Source organism: Pseudomonas sp. 13B_3.2_Bac1, assembly GCF_025466205.1.
Taxonomy (GTDB): domain Bacteria; phylum Pseudomonadota; class Gammaproteobacteria; order Pseudomonadales; family Pseudomonadaceae; genus Aquipseudomonas; species Aquipseudomonas fluorescens_H.
The window spans coordinates 113,243-127,302 of record NZ_JANLOG010000149.1; the positions used below are offsets into that span (position 1 = coordinate 113,243).

14 protein-coding genes are annotated in these 14,060 nt (G+C 60.3%); 4 read left to right on the forward strand and 10 right to left on the reverse strand.

Annotated elements, in window-relative coordinates; translation table 11 throughout:
* Positions 1-140: 140 nt before the first annotated feature.
* The 5 genes from NTD85_RS25065 to gpmI all read right to left on the reverse strand — a co-directional run bounded on the left by NTD85_RS25065 (position 141) and on the right by gpmI (position 6,938).
* Entirely contained in the window at positions 141-1,619 is a 1,479-nt protein-coding gene (locus tag NTD85_RS25065) for a trypsin-like peptidase domain-containing protein (protein ID WP_262143476.1), read from the reverse strand.
* A gap of 133 nt (positions 1,620-1,752) precedes the next feature.
* On the reverse strand, positions 1,753-2,529 hold the full coding sequence (locus NTD85_RS25070) for a divergent polysaccharide deacetylase family protein (RefSeq protein ID WP_045122256.1): 777 nt from the start codon (positions 2,527-2,529) through the stop codon (positions 1,753-1,755).
* 2 nt (positions 2,530-2,531) lie between these two features.
* Positions 2,532-3,851, reverse strand: a complete 1,320-nt coding sequence (locus tag NTD85_RS25075) for a S41 family peptidase (RefSeq protein WP_201136030.1) — start codon at positions 3,849-3,851, stop codon at positions 2,532-2,534.
* Between the two features lie 31 nt (positions 3,852-3,882).
* Positions 3,883-5,169, reverse strand: a complete 1,287-nt coding sequence (locus NTD85_RS25080) for a murein hydrolase activator EnvC family protein (RefSeq protein ID WP_003220768.1) — start codon at positions 5,167-5,169, stop codon at positions 3,883-3,885.
* A gap of 239 nt (positions 5,170-5,408) precedes the next feature.
* The gene (gene gpmI / locus NTD85_RS25085) at positions 5,409-6,938 is read right to left on the reverse strand and encodes a 2,3-bisphosphoglycerate-independent phosphoglycerate mutase (protein ID WP_262143477.1); all 1,530 of its coding nucleotides are present in this window, start codon (positions 6,936-6,938) and stop codon (positions 5,409-5,411) included.
* Between the two features lie 153 nt (positions 6,939-7,091).
* On the opposite strand from gpmI, the gene NTD85_RS25090 reads away from it, so the two are divergent.
* Genes NTD85_RS25090 through secB form a run of 3 tightly spaced genes read left to right on the forward strand, consistent with a single transcriptional unit; the run spans position 7,092 to position 8,304 of the window.
* Positions 7,092-7,505, forward strand: coding sequence for a rhodanese-like domain-containing protein (locus tag NTD85_RS25090; protein WP_003220772.1), 414 nt, complete (start codon positions 7,092-7,094; stop codon positions 7,503-7,505).
* 1 nt (position 7,506) lies between these two features.
* Positions 7,507-7,761, forward strand: a complete 255-nt coding sequence (grxC, locus tag NTD85_RS25095) for a glutaredoxin 3 (protein ID WP_003220774.1) — start codon at positions 7,507-7,509, stop codon at positions 7,759-7,761.
* A 57-nt stretch (positions 7,762-7,818) separates the two neighbouring features.
* The gene (secB, locus tag NTD85_RS25100; RefSeq protein WP_025110924.1) at positions 7,819-8,304 is read left to right on the forward strand and encodes a protein-export chaperone SecB; all 486 of its coding nucleotides are present in this window, start codon (positions 7,819-7,821) and stop codon (positions 8,302-8,304) included.
* 181 nt (positions 8,305-8,485) lie between these two features.
* Here the strand turns inward: secB and NTD85_RS25105 are convergent, their stop codons facing one another.
* Complete coding sequence (locus NTD85_RS25105) at positions 8,486-8,941, reverse strand: tRNA (cytidine(34)-2'-O)-methyltransferase (RefSeq protein ID WP_003220777.1); 456 nt, start codon at positions 8,939-8,941, stop codon at positions 8,486-8,488.
* On the opposite strand from NTD85_RS25105, the gene NTD85_RS25110 reads away from it, so the two are divergent.
* Entirely contained in the window at positions 8,940-9,380 is a 441-nt protein-coding gene (locus NTD85_RS25110; RefSeq protein ID WP_262143478.1) for a hypothetical protein, read from the forward strand. The genes NTD85_RS25105 and NTD85_RS25110 overlap by 2 nt on opposite strands.
* Positions 9,381-9,900: 520 nt before the next feature.
* Here the strand turns inward: NTD85_RS25110 and ntrC are convergent.
* The 4 genes from ntrC to NTD85_RS25130 form a co-directional block, all read right to left on the reverse strand.
* A complete protein-coding gene (gene ntrC, locus NTD85_RS25115; RefSeq protein WP_103485265.1) occupies positions 9,901-11,337 on the reverse strand; it encodes a nitrogen regulation protein NR(I) in 1,437 nt (478 codons plus the stop codon).
* Positions 11,334-12,419: a nitrogen regulation protein NR(II) gene (gene glnL, locus NTD85_RS25120; protein ID WP_003220783.1), complete on the reverse strand. Its 1,086-nt coding sequence runs from the start codon at positions 12,417-12,419 to the stop codon at positions 11,334-11,336. The genes ntrC and glnL overlap by 4 nt, the downstream gene beginning before the upstream one ends.
* A gap of 231 nt (positions 12,420-12,650) precedes the next feature.
* Positions 12,651-13,268: a DUF4124 domain-containing protein gene (locus NTD85_RS25125; protein ID WP_262143479.1), complete on the reverse strand. Its 618-nt coding sequence runs from the start codon at positions 13,266-13,268 to the stop codon at positions 12,651-12,653.
* The gene (locus NTD85_RS25130) at positions 13,265-13,777 is read right to left on the reverse strand and encodes a DUF4124 domain-containing protein (protein WP_262143480.1); all 513 of its coding nucleotides are present in this window, start codon (positions 13,775-13,777) and stop codon (positions 13,265-13,267) included. Before NTD85_RS25130 ends, NTD85_RS25125 begins: the two co-directional genes overlap by 4 nt.
* Between the last annotated feature and the right edge of the window lie 283 nt (positions 13,778-14,060).

Sequence of the window (14,060 nt, forward strand, 5' to 3'; positions counted from 1 at the left end):
CGCCAGGCCTTTGGCGGTAACTATGTATTTAGCGTAGTGACCGGATATTTCCGATAGACATCATCCTGGCCATTGGCAGCCTTGCGCGTCTTCTGTTTACCGTTGAGGCAGAAGCACAAGGCTGCGGGGCGCCGTTCAGATCAAGGGGCGCGATTTTTGAGCGTTTCCCATTGCAGGATGTATTCCTTCAGCACTGAGCGCTGATTGTTGGTATCGAGGGCATACATGCAGAATTTCATGGGGAAGTTGCTTTCTCGGCGAACCCAATTGTATTTCGGAACGGTATACCCCTGCGGATCGACGCAACGGGTTGTATCCGCAGGGCCGGCTTTTACTTCATAACGATCAATACCCTCGTTGTTCCTTTTCGGCCAGAGGAATATCACTCGGTCTGTTTCTTTGTCATAGAAAGCGTCCAGGGCAGGAGCAGGTGTCGGGCCCGCATCAATCAGATAGGTAGGAACGGTCACGGCGTTGCGGTAAGTTCCGGCGGGTAATACTTCGCTGGTATCGTCCGTGGCGATAATGCAAAGGTTATTAGTCCCGGTTTCAGGTCCCATTGGAACATTCAACCGAGTGGGGCGGGTGTCGCTGGCGATCGGTTGGCTGTAGCCTTCAGGCTTTTCGCAATCGAGTGAGTCGGCAGTACGTTTGGTTCGAATAAATCGGGTGCTGGCGGTTATTTCGAGGTTCCACGCGGGATACCCATAACTGTCTTGCGTAGTTACGCTGATTTTTGCGTGCATTGGCAGTTCGGCGGGTAGCCTGATGGAAGCTGCCGGAAATAACTCGCACACCTGTGGGTTGGTATTGAGTTTGCCATTGATAAAGCAATTGTTGAAAACCGAGGTTGAACTACCGTAACTGCCGCTCGGCATCTGGCCGTAGCCGGGCAGCGGCGTCAGATGGGCTGCAAGCGTACCCAGAACGCCATAGACTTCGTTGGTCCCTCGAACAATGACAGGGCTCCCGGAGCTTCCGGAGGCAACGTCTTTGCACTGATTGCTGAGACTATGCCGCCAGACCCAGGGCTTTTCGAAAATGGCCGGCGAAGGTACGTGGGTACAGGCTGAAATTCGTAATGGCGCTCCACCGGGTCCGTGCACAATCAGAATGTCGGTGTCTTCGGCCGGTGGTTGTTCGGCCAGCTTCATGGGCGTGATGCCCTGTGCCAGAAGTTCGCCTTGTGACATCCCTAGTTCCAAAAGAGCCACATCGACACCCTGAATACTGCTCCAGGCTACTTTTTTCAGAGGGACGGTCTTGCGGGCATCCGGTGTGTCATTGAAATGGTTGAAGGTGATCGTGCCTTCGATGTGGTCATCTATTCGCATGACGCCATTTTCCTTGCCCACGCAATGTGCGCTGGTCAGTGCATAGGCAGAGTCGGACGCATCAGAGCTGTTTGTGTCGATCAGAAAAGCGGTGCAGGTAAGTTGCCCAGGGCTTTTGTATACGCCTATTCCGCTCCAGTAGTTATAGTCACCATCCTGGTTTTTCAGGTAATGGGAGGATGAGAAGTTCTCAATGCCCTTGCCATAATCCACAGGGTTGGAATAAGCAGGCAGTGAGAATGCAGGAAGTAATAAAAAGCCTGTGTAGATGTTCTTTAAGTTCATGGCCAGTCCTTGGCGAGTGTGTTGGGGTGCAAGACTGGCGCAGAATAAATGAGTTTTGTTGTTAGTGAATTTCCAAGGTGTTGCTATTTGTTGGATTCGGCGCGGGGTAATAAGCAGTTAATTAATTGGCCGGTTAGCGATAAATACCATTTTTCCCGTGTGCAGCGGTCGCCCTGTTGCTCCGCACGCTGATCATCTGCTTGATGTCGATCCACTCGATGCCCTGAGCTTTCAGCTTCGGCAATTCACGCTCCAACACTGCCAGCGTCTGCGGGTACGGGTGACCGATCATCACCGCCGATCCCTGTTTGCGCGCCAGGCTGATGGCGGTCTGCAGTTGGGTGAAAATCGCTGCTTCGGTGCGCTCGTCATCGAGGAATACATCCCGCGAAACACTCGCCAGGTCGATTTTCTGTGCCTGCTGCGCCGCCACGGTTTGCGCACTGGTGCGGCTGTCGACGAAGAACTTGTGGCGGCGTTGCAACTCACCCATCAGCCACGCCATCGCCACCGGTTGCGCGGTCATGCGACTGCCCATGTGGTTGTTGATGCCCGCGGTGTAAGGGACCATTTTGAACGCGGCGTCGAGGCGCTTTTGCAGCTCTTCGAGCGGCAGTTCGGGGTGCCAGGCGTACGGACCGGTGGCCGGATCCATCGGCATGTGCAGGATCACGATCTTGCCGGCGCGATGGGCTTCGCGGGCGAATTCGGTGGCGTGCGGCGTGTCGGGCATGATCGCCGTGGTCACCGGGCCGGGCAGGGCCAGCACGCGGCGATCCCGGGGCAGGTTTTGCCCCAGGTCGTCGATGATCAGCGTCAGGTAGGCTTTTGGCGGGGTCGTGCTGGCGGGTTCTGCGTGCGCAGCACCCGCCAGACAGCACAGCAGGACGAAGAGGAAACGCAAAGACATCCTCAACGGCCGGACGTGATGCTCAGCCCTTTGAGCAGGCTCAGGGCCTGGGCCAGTTGGTAATCGTCATCCTGCGGCATGGCCTTGGCCTTCGCGCCGGAACCGGTCGGCTTGTCTGCGCCGCCGTTGCCGTTGCCCAGGTGGCCTTGCAGGTCGGCTTCCTTGAAGTAGTCGCCGTCCGCTTCGTTGGTGATCTTGGCCTTGCGCACTTCGATGTCCGGGACAATGCCCTGGGCCTGGATCGAGCGGCCGTTCGGCGTGAAGTACAGCGCCGTGGTGATCTTCAGCGCGCGGTCGTTGTTCAGCGGCAGCACGGTTTGCACCGAGCCTTTGCCGAAACTGGTGGTGCCCATGACCACCGCGCGTTTCTGGTCCTGCAGGGCACCGGCAACGATTTCCGACGCCGAGGCGCTGCCACCGTTGATCAGCACCACCATCGGCACCGCTTCGCTTTCGTCCTTGCCGGTGGCGGAGAAGCGCAGTTCGGAGTTGGCGATTCGGCCTTTGGTGTAGACGATCAGACCTTTCTTGATGAAGTGGTCGACCACTTCCACCGCTGCCTGCAACACACCGCCCGGGTTGTTGCGCAGGTCGAGGATGATGCCGTTGAGCTTTTTGCCGTTGTCTTTGCGCAGCTTGGCCAGGGCCTTGGAGACCTCTTCGCCGGTCTTGACCTGGAACTGGGTGATGCGGATGTAACCGTAGCCCGATTCCAGCAGCTGTGCCTTGACGCTCTTCACTTGAATCACGGCGCGCGCCAGGGTCACGTCGAACGGCGTGCCGCCGTCGCGGACCAGGGTCAGGGTGATCTTCTGGCCGATCTTGCCGCGCATCTTGTCCACGGCTTCGGTCATGGTCTGGCCGCGAGTCGGCTGACCGTTGATCTTGACGATGAAGTCGCCAGCCTGAATGCCAGCCTTGGACGCAGGCGTGTCGTCGATTGGCGACACGACTTTTATGAAGCCGTCTTCCGAGCCGACTTCGATACCGAGGCCGCCGAATTCGCCGCTGGTGCTTTCCTGCAGCTCGGTGAAGTCTTCAGGGCCCAGATAGGCGGAGTGCGGATCGAGGTTGCTGAGCATGCCCTTGATCGCGTTTTCCAGCAGGGTCTTGTCGTCCACCGGCTCGACATAGGCGGCTTTGATTCGATCCATGACCTCGGCAAAGGTACGCAACTCTTCCAGCGGCAGCGGTGCCTTGGAGGTCGCGGCAGTACCTGCCGGAGCGACGGCCGGGGCCGGTTGAGCAGCGAACGCCAGAGGCGCGCCGATCACCACAGCGATCGTCAGGGCCAGCGAGGTAAGGCGGGACAAATGCAGCATGTCGAACGAACTCCTGAATTAGGCGACGCGCTTATCCTTGCGCGTGACACCATTGCGCCGGATCACTCGGGTGACCCTGCTGACGAATTGCGAAATACAGCGCTGGTGTGTCCTGACCGCCACTGTTACCGACAGTGGAGATCGACTCACCGGCTTTTACTACGTCACCGGCCGACTTGAGCAGTGTCTGGTTGTGACCGTAAAGGCTCAGATAACCATTGCCGTGATCAAGGATCACCAGCAGCCCGGCGCCACGCAACCAGTCGGCGAACACCACGCGCCCGCCATGCACGGCATGCACCTGGCTGCCGGCAGCGGCGCTGATCATCACGCCATCCCACTTGGTCCGGGCATCGTCGCCACGGCTTTCGCCGAAGCGTGCCAGCAATCGACCATCAACCGGCCATGGAAGTTTTCCCCGGGTTGCGGCAAAAGGGCCGCCAAAGGTCTCGCCGCTGCTGGACACCAGTGCGCCGGGGGTTGATCTGGCGGGTTTTCGTGGGGCGTCGCTGTTTTCAGCCTGCGCCTCACGCAAACGCTTTTTTTCCGCTTCCTGCTGGGCGATCAGCGCTTTCTGCCGCGCTTCTTCTGCCTCACGAGCCTGGCGGGCCAGGGTTTCTTCAATGGTTTTAAGGACTTTAGACAGGTCTGCCTGATCCTGCTCGCGGGCAGCGAGTTTCTGGTCGCGGGCCTTCACGTCATCGTTGAGCTTGGCGAGGACTTGCTGGCGTTCCTTGCGGACCTTTTCCAGCTCGTCGCGCTGGGTGTCGAGGCTGCTTTTCTGTACCAGCAATTGCGCCTGTTGCGTGGCGATGTCTTTTTCGACATTGGCCAGTTGGCGCAGGGTTTCGTTGAAGTTCTTCAACTGCTCCAGGCGGGCCTGGCTCAGGTAATCGTAATAGGTGAGGGTGCGGGCGAATTTCTCGGGATTCTGCTGGTTGAGCAGCAGCTTGAGGTATTCCTGACGGCCGTTCTGGTAGGCCGCGCGGGCCTGGATGGCGATCAGTCGCTGCTGTTCAGTGCGCGCGCTCTGGAGTTTTTTTTTCTCCGCATCGAGCCGCTGCAGCTCGGATTCGCTTTTCTTCAGCTCTTTCTGCAGGGCATCGACCTGCTTCTCGAGCTTGCCCATCTCGGTTTCAGTGCCCTTGAGCTCTTTCTGCACGCCGGATTTTTCTTCCTGCAGCTTGCCCAGCAGCTTTTTCAGCTCGGCAATGTCCTGACGCGTGGCATCCAGCTGCTGTTGGGTTTGCGCGCGCTCGTCAGCGAAGGCCGGTTGGAGCAGGCATGTCAGAGCGAGGGCGATCAGGACGCGGAGCATAGAGGCGGGCGGCACCAGGTAATGGACGGCCTAGTATGCCCGCCCGAGGCTGCAAAAAAAACGCCCAATTGGGCTTGTGTGATAACTGGAGCAGATTCGGTAATAAAAATAGCGCAAAACCAATGTGGGAGCGGGCTTGCTCGCGAATGCGGGGCGTCAGTCAACATCAACGTTGCTGATACTCCGCATTCGCGAGCAAGCCCGCTCCTACAGGGTTTGGCGGTGTTTGATCTGGCGAATTACACCAGAATCGACGTACCAGTCATTTCCGCCGGTTTTTCCAGACCCAGCAGCATCAGCATGGTCGGCGCCACGTCTGCCAGTACGCCGCCTGCACGGACCTTGAGGTCACGCTTGCCGACATAAATGAACGGCACCGGCTCGGTGGTGTGCGCGGTGTGCGCCTGGTGGGTTTCTTCATCGGCCATTTTTTCGACGTTGCCGTGGTCGGCGGTGATCAGCGCTTCGCCGCCAACCTTTTCCAGCGCTTCGACGATGCGCCCGACGCAGGTGTCCAGGCATTCCACGGCCTTCACCGCAGCGTCGAACACGCCGCTGTGGCCGACCATGTCGCCGTTGGCGTAGTTGACCACAATCACGTCGTAACGCTGATGCTCGATGGCATCGACGATGCGGTCGGTGACTTCCGGCGCGCTCATTTCCGGCTGCAGGTCGTAGGTGGCGACTTTCGGCGACGGGATCAGGATGCGCTCTTCACCCGGGAACGGCTCTTCACGGCCACCGGAGAAGAAGAAGGTCACGTGTGCATATTTTTCGGTTTCGGCGATGCGCAGCTGGGTCTTGCCGTTCTTCGCCAGATAGTCGCCAAGCACGTTTTCCAGGCTGCCGGCGGCGAAGGCCGATGGCGCAGGGATGCTGGCGGCGTACTGGGTCAGCATGACGAAACCGGCCAGTTTCGGCTGGCGCGCGCGCTCGAACTCCTTGAAATCGTCTTCGACGAATACGCGGGTCAGCTCGCGGGCACGGTCGGCGCGGAAGTTCATGAACACCACGGCGTCGCCGTCTTCGACCTTGACCGGCTCACCGATGGTGGTGGCTTTGACGAATTCGTCGCTCTCGCCACGGGCGTAGGCGGCTTCGAGGCCTTCCTGGGCCGTGGCGGCGTTGAACTCGGCGTTGCCGTCGACGATCAGGTTGTAGGCCTGGGACACGCGGTCCCAGCGGTTGTCACGGTCCATCGCGAAGTAGCGACCGACGATGCTGGCGATACGGCCCTTGCCAAGCGCCTGGAAGGTCGCGTCGAGCAGTTCGATCGACGACGTGGCGCTTTTCGGCGGGGTGTCGCGACCATCGAGGAAGGCGTGCAGGTAGATTTTTTCGGCGCCGCGCTTGAAGGCCAGTTCGGCCATCGCGACCAGGTGATCCTGATGGCTGTGCACGCCGCCATCGGACAGCAGGCCCATGAAATGCACGGCTTTGCCGGCGGCCACGGCTTTATCCACAGCGGCGCAGATGGTCGGGTTCTCGAAGAACTCGCCGTCGCGGATCGCTTTGGTCACGCGAGTGAAGTCCTGATACACCACGCGCCCGGCGCCGAGATTCATGTGACCGACTTCGGAGTTGCCCATCTGGCCGTCCGGCAGGCCGACGTCCATGCCGCTGCCGGAGATCAGGCCGTTCGGCACCGTGGCCCAGAGACGATCGAGCACTGGCTTCTTCGCCGCATACACGGCATTGGATTCGTGGCTGTCACTGTGACCGAAGCCGTCGAGAATCATCAGGACCAAAGGTTTAGGCGTGGTAGTCATGGAATCCACTCGTGGCTAATAAAGAAGAGGGCGTTGAAAAAGGGAGTGGCGAGTTTAATGCTTAGTTCCGACCACGTCACCGCCGACGGGGTTTGGCCCACCCTAGGGGCTGTGTATACTGGCCGACATTTTAACGCCCTGGAACCTCCTTCGATGGTTGCTCACCTGATTGAATTTGCCACTAACCACTACATTCTTGTCGGTATCTTCGTCGTATTGCTGGCTTTGCTGCTGGCGCACACGATGCAGGGCGGCGGTAAAAGCCTGAGCACCGGCGAACTGACCGCACTGGTCAACAAGGACGCAGGCGTGGTGGTGGACATCCGTCCGGCGAAAGATTACGCCGCCGGCCATATCGTTGGCGCGATCAACATTCCTCAAGACAAGCTGGCTGCGCGCATCGGCGAGCTGGAAAAGCACAAGGCCAAGACCATCATTCTGGTCGACGCTCTGGGCCAGACCGCTGGCACCCACGCTCGCGAGCTGATGAAATCCGGCTTCACCGCCGCCAAGCTGTCCGGCGGGATCTCCAGCTGGAAAGGCGACAACCTGCCGCTGGTGAAGTGATATGAGCGAAGTCATCGTCTACTCCAGCGATTACTGCCCTTACTGCATGCGAGCCAAGCAATTGCTCGCGAACAAAGGTGTGGCCTTCGAAGAGATCAAGGTCGATGGCAAGCCGCAGATTCGTGCTGCCATGAGCCAGAAGGCCGGACGCACGTCCGTGCCGCAGATCTGGATCGGCGAAAAGCACATCGGCGGTTGTGATGATTTGTATGCCCTGGAGCGCGCCGGCAAGCTCGACGCGCTGCTCAAGGCCTGAACGGCTGCACCCACGTACAGCAATCCCTAAAAGACCCAAGATCAGAAAGGATCTGAGATGACTGACCAACAGAACACTGCAGCCAGCGAAGAAGAAACCGCACCGCAATTCTCCTTGCAGCGCATCTACGTACGCGACCTGTCCTTCGAAGCCCCGAAAAGCCCGGCGATCTTCCGCCAGCAGTGGGACCCGACCGTCGGTCTGGATCTGAACACTCGCCAGAAAGAGCTGGAAGGCGATTTCTACGAAGTCGTGCTGACCTTGTCGGTTACCGTGAAAAACGGTGACGAAGTGGCCTTCATCGCTGAAGTGCAACAGGCCGGTATCTTCCTGATCAAGAACCTCGACGCGGCTTCGATGAGCCACACCCTGGGTGCGTTCTGCCCGAACATCCTGTTCCCGTACGCTCGCGAAACCCTGGACAGCCTGGTGACCCGTGGCTCGTTCCCAGCCCTGATGCTGGCTCCGGTGAACTTCGACGCCCTGTACGCGCAAGAGCTGCAGCGCATGCAGGCAGCGGGCGAGACGCCGACCGTACAATAAAAGCTTCGTTTGCCCCATGAAAAAAGCGCCGTTTAAAGGCGCTTTTTTCATGGGGCAAACGAAACCTTCGTGTAGGAGCTGCCGCAGGCTGCGATCTTTTGATCTTGTTTTTGAAGATCAAGATCAAAAGATCGCAGCCTGCGGCAGCTCCTACAGGGGTGATGTTTTTGCGGGCGGCGGGTTATTTGAAGTCGTTCTGCCGCCACGCTTCGTACACGGCCACCGCCACGGTGTTGGACAGGTTCAGGCTGCGGCAGCCTTCACGCATCGGCAGGCGCAGGCGCTGTTCGGCGGGCAGGGCGTCCAGCACTTCCGGCGGCAGGCCACGGCTTTCCGGGCCGAAGATGAACGCATCGCCCGGGACGAACGCGGCATCGTGAAACGGCCGCGAACCTTTGGTGGTAAAGGCGAACAGCCGTGGGTTGCCGAGGCTTTCCAGGCAACTGGCGAGGTCGGCGTGGCGCTGCAACGTGGCATATTCGTGGTAGTCGAGACCGGCCCGGCGCAAGCGCTTGTCGTCCATCTCGAAACCCAGCGGTTCGATCAAATGCAGGTGGCAGCCGCTGTTGGCGCACAGCCTGATAACGTTGCCGGTGTTCGGCGGAATTTCTGGTTGAAAAAGGATGACGTGAAACATGCACGGCTCCGAAGGTAAAGATGACGCGCATTCTACGCCGCAAGCCGACCCGCGTTCGAAACTATTCCCGCGGGTGATCGGTTCGCTGGCGATTTTCGGCTTGATGGTCGGCTTGATGATCGGTCGCCTGACCACGCCGGATCCGACTGTGCTGCAGCAGGTTGAGGTGACCGCTGTCGGCCTGGTGGTGTGGTTCAACAACGAACCGCAGCTGCACGGCGAAGTCATCGACGGCACCGTGGCCCTGTTGTTTCAGGCAGAGGGCAAGGCGCAGAAGGGGCAGCTCAAGCTCAACGGCAAGGACGTGAACTGGCGAACGCGCGTGAGTGACGGTGGGTTGTTGCTGACGGTGCTGGCGGCGCGGCCGCTGCAAGGGGAGTGGGCCGGGAGCAAGGTCGATGACCGCTGGCGGCTGGAGATCCATCTCCGGGAGCAATAAAAGCGGGAATCCCCGGCCTGCCTGTACCAGGGTTCCCAAAACGGGGTGGACTTCGCTGCGAGCGTCGGTCCGGTGTAAAGAGGGAACCCCCGGCCTGCCTGTACCAAGGATCCCAAAAGGGTGGGCGCATCGCGTTGGCGCTGTGAGCCCGGTGTAAAGAGGGGATTCCCCGGCCTGCCTGTACCAAGGTCCCCGAAACGGGTGGTGAATCGAATCACCTGTAAGGGTTATTGCAGGGCGCGTGCCAGTTTTAGTATTTCGAAACAGAAAAAAGCTTCAGATGCGCGAAAGCCCCGTAAATCGGGGCTTTCGTGTTTTTACTGGCTGGGTTTTTAAGTCTTGCCTGGATGTTTTTAGCAACGGCTGCGATGCCCGATCACGGGTCAAAGTGCATTAGGTTGGTGCACGGCGGGGCCACGGTGGGAGCGGGCTTGCTCGCGAAGGCGTCGCGTCAGTCACTGATACGTTTCATGAACAGCGCTTTCGTGAGCAAGCCCACTCTCACAGAGGGCGTGGTTGATCAGCCCTCATCCCCCTCATCCTCGTCCCCGCCATCCACTTTCATCCCCAATTCCTTGATCTTGCGCGTCAGGGTGTTGCGCCCCCAGCCAAGCAATACCGCCGCATCGCGCCGCCGACCGGCGGTGTGCTTCAGTGCAGTCTCGATCATGATCCGCTCGAACGCCGGCACTGCGCTGTCGAGCAGGCTCGACTGGCCGCGGGCCAACGCCTGATCGGCCCACTGGCGCAGCGCTTGTTCCCAGTTGGTCACCGGCGCCGAATCCTGCGGCAGGCTCAGCAGCTCCGGTGGCAGGTCACTGATGTGCACTTCGCGCCCGGACGCCATCACGGTGATCCAGCGGCAGGTGTTCTCCAACTGGCGCACGTTGCCGCCCCACGGCAGGTTTTTCAGGTATTCCTCGGTCTCGCTCTTCAGCAGCTTCGGCTCCACCGCCAGTTCTTGCGCAGCGCGGCTGAGGAAATGCTTGGCGAGGGTCGGGATGTCTTCGCGACGGTCCGACAGGCGTGGAATGTGGATGCGGATCACGTTGAGGCGGTGGAACAAGTCCTCACGGAATTTCCCGGCATGCACCAGGGTTTCCAGATTCTGGTGAGTCGCGGCGATGATCCGCACGTCGACCTTGACCGGCACATGGCCGCCGACGCGATAGAACTCACCGTCCGCCAGCACCCGCAGCAAACGGGTCTGGGTGTCGGCCGGCATGTCGCCGATTTCGTCGAGGAACAGCGTGCCGCCGTCAGCTTGTTCGAAGCGCCCGCGCCGCAGGTTGGCCGCGCCGGTGAACGCACCTTTCTCGTGGCCGAACAGCTCCGATTCCATCAGGTCTTTCGGGATCGCCGCCATGTTCAGCGCGATGAACGGCGAGGCCGCGCGCGGGCTGTGGCGGTGCAGGGCGTGCGCCACCAGTTCTTTACCGGTGCCGGATTCGCCGTTGATCAGCACGGTGATGTTGGAATGGCTCAAGCGGCCGATGGCGCGAAACACTTCCTGCATCGCCGGTGCTTCGCCGATGATTTCCGGCGTGCGGGTCAGCGCCGGCACCACTTCCAGGCCTTGCTGTTCCTGTGCGTGCTGGTTCGCGCGTTTGACCAGCGATACCGCCTCGTCCACGTCGAAAGGCTTGGGCAGGTATTCGAACGCGCCGCCCTGATACGAGGCCACCGCGCTGTCCAGGTCGGAGTGAGCGGTCATGATGATGACCGGCAACCGTGGATGCTGTTCGCGGATGCGCGCCAGCAGGTCGAGGCCACTGGCGCCCGGCATGCGGATATCGGAAATGATCACATCAGGCTGCTGACGGGCCAGACGACTCATCACGCCATCGGCGCTGTCGAAGCTCTGCGTGGTCATGCCTTCCTGCTGCAAGGCCTTTTCCAGAACCCAACGGATAGAACGGTCGTCATCGACGATCCACACGGTTTCACTACGGCTCATGTCGATGTGGCTCCTTGTTCCAGTGGCAGAAAGATCGAGAACGTGGTGTGGCCGGGGTGGCTGTCACACTCGATCAGGCCCTGGTGCTGGCTGATGATGTTCTGGGTAATGGCCAGGCCCAGCCCGGTACCGTCCGGACGGCCGCTGACCATGGGAAAGAAAATGGTTTCCTGAAGTTCTGCAGGGATCCCCGGGCCGTTGTCGATGATCTCGATCTTGGTCACCAGGCGATGACGGACGTGGCCGATGGTGAACTGGCGCATGGTCCGGGTGCGCAGGCTGATGCGACCCAGACGCAGCTCGTTCTGGCTGCTGATCGCCTGCATCGCGTTGCGCACGATGTTCAGTACGGCCTGAATCATTTGTTCGCGGTCGATCAGGACGTCGGGAATGCTCGGGTCGTAGTCGCGCACCAAGGTGATGCAGCCCTGGCTTTCCGCTTCGACCAGTTGGCTGACGCGCTCCAGCACTTCGTGAACGTTGCACAGCGCGAGTGACGGCAGCTTGTTGGAGCCGAGCATGCGGTCGACCAGATTGCGCAGGCGGTCGGCCTCTTCGATGATCACATTGGTGTAGTCGCGCAGACTGTCTTCCGGCAGCTCGCGGGCCAGCAACTGCGCCGCACCACGGATGCCGCCGAGCGGATTCTTGATCTCGTGGGCCAGGCCGCGCACCAGCATCTTGCTGGTTTCCTGTTTGGACAGCTGCGCCTCTTCCTTGGTGATCCGCAGCAGGCGATCACGCGGGTGCACTTCCAGCAGGAGCATGGTCGCGCCGTTGCTGAGGATTGGCGTCACCGCGTAGTCCACGGTCAGGGTCTGGCCGGTGAGGGCGGTGAGCATCGCTTCGCGTTTGGTGAACGGGTGTGCCTGTTCGACCGCCTGCCGCAGCGAGTTGAGCGCCTCGGTGGACTCGGTGAACAGTTCGCTGATGAACTGGCCATGACTGCGCTGGCCGCTGATGGCCAGCAGCATCTCGGCCGCCGGGTTCATGTACTCAAGGCGCAATTCGGCGTCGAGCAGGATGGTGGCGGTGGTCAGGTTGTCGAGCAGCAAACGGTGGATTGCGTCGCTAATAGTCATCGGAGCCTCTTTTGGGGGCGGAGCGTGCGCAAGAAGCAGGCGTCGTTAAACGGAAAATGCAAAAACCAAACCAAGGCTCCGAAAAGAAGCGTTCAACCCGTGAAACAGGCGTTTGACGCTCGTTTGCGTGGCGCCATTGCCGCCGGAGCGGGAAGTTTCGAACCAAAATGGGTTGGGATGTGAGTACGGTGCAACCTTATGCACCAATATAGTGCGCAAAGCTGAACGGCGTTAGAAGAAACGCAGGAAGGGATTTTTTTCTTCGACGGGTTTGTCTTTCAGCGGACATTCCGGGCGCACGCCGTAGTCCTCGCTGACACAGGGTTTGACCTGGCGTTTCTGCGCCAGCGAGATGCGCAGCATGTGGAACGGCTGGTTGGCGGTGCGCTCGACGATGCGACCCTCGGCATCGAGGATTTCCACCGACAGGTTGTGGCTGCCACGGTCGATGTTACTCAATGGGAATACCGGACTCAGGCCCGCCTCGCCAGTGGCCTGGCCGTCGAGCAGCAGGCGATAGCGATGGCCCTGCTGCAAACCGGGTTCGCTGGTGACGCTGACGATCACCTCTCCCGCACTGCTGCGAATGGTCGCGTCCGGCTCGGGGATCAGGATGCGCAGCATGTCGTAGTGGAACAGCGGTTGTTCCGCGACCTTTTTTGCAGCGCTGATCGGTGCTGCAGCCGTGGGGTTGGCCGACATGCGATTACTGGTCGCGATAGGTACGCGCTTGGCGTTGCCGCGCGGCTGGTCGGTGTAGGCGCGATTGCCCTGGGCGTCGACATAGGTGAAGACCTCGGCGTGCACGGGCAGGGCGCACAGGCACAGGATCAGCCAGAAAATCCTCACGGCTTATGCACCCGCTGCACGGTGAACACCACCGCCGGGCTCTGCTGGATGATCGCTTCACCGTCGATCACCTGCACCGCGAGACGATGCTCGCCGCGATCGACATTCACCAGTTGCAGGATCGGCACGTTGCTCGGCTGGCCGTAGGGCGCGTCGTCCAATACCAGCCTTAGCTGGTGTGGCGGCTGCAGGCGCGGCTTGATCAGCACGTTGACGGTGAAGGTGCCGTTGTTGGCGCGCAGGGCTTCTTCGCTGGGCAGGCCGGTCAGTTCCAGCACCTCATAAGCACTGCGCGCCGCTGGGCGCGTGTCCGTGCTGGCGGGCGCCAGGGGGCTCGGTGCCTGCGGTTCGACGCTGTTGAGTGGTGGCAGCGCTACCGGCAGCGCCTTTACACCGTCCGGCGCATGATCGCTGTAGACCGTGTTGCCATTGGCATCGGTGTACTTGTAGATCTGCGCGGCGGCGGGCAGGGCGATCAGTAGCAGGAGGTAGAGAAAGGTGCGACCCATGAAATCGACCGGCAATGAAAACGATGGGGTGGAGCATAGGCCAGGTGTGGCGGTTGGCCCAACCCTGGACATATCCGCAAATCATTCAGACGCTGCAATGCCCCCGTGGGAGCGGGCTTGCTCGCGAATGCGGTCGGTCATTGAAGATGATGGTGGCTGACACGACGCCTTCGCGAGCAAGCCCGCTCCCACAGGGTCGTGCGGGCGCCAACGAAATCCGCGCAATAAAAAAGGCCTCCCGAAGGAGGCCTCTTTTTGTCACGCCGCGTAGCACGGCGCTACC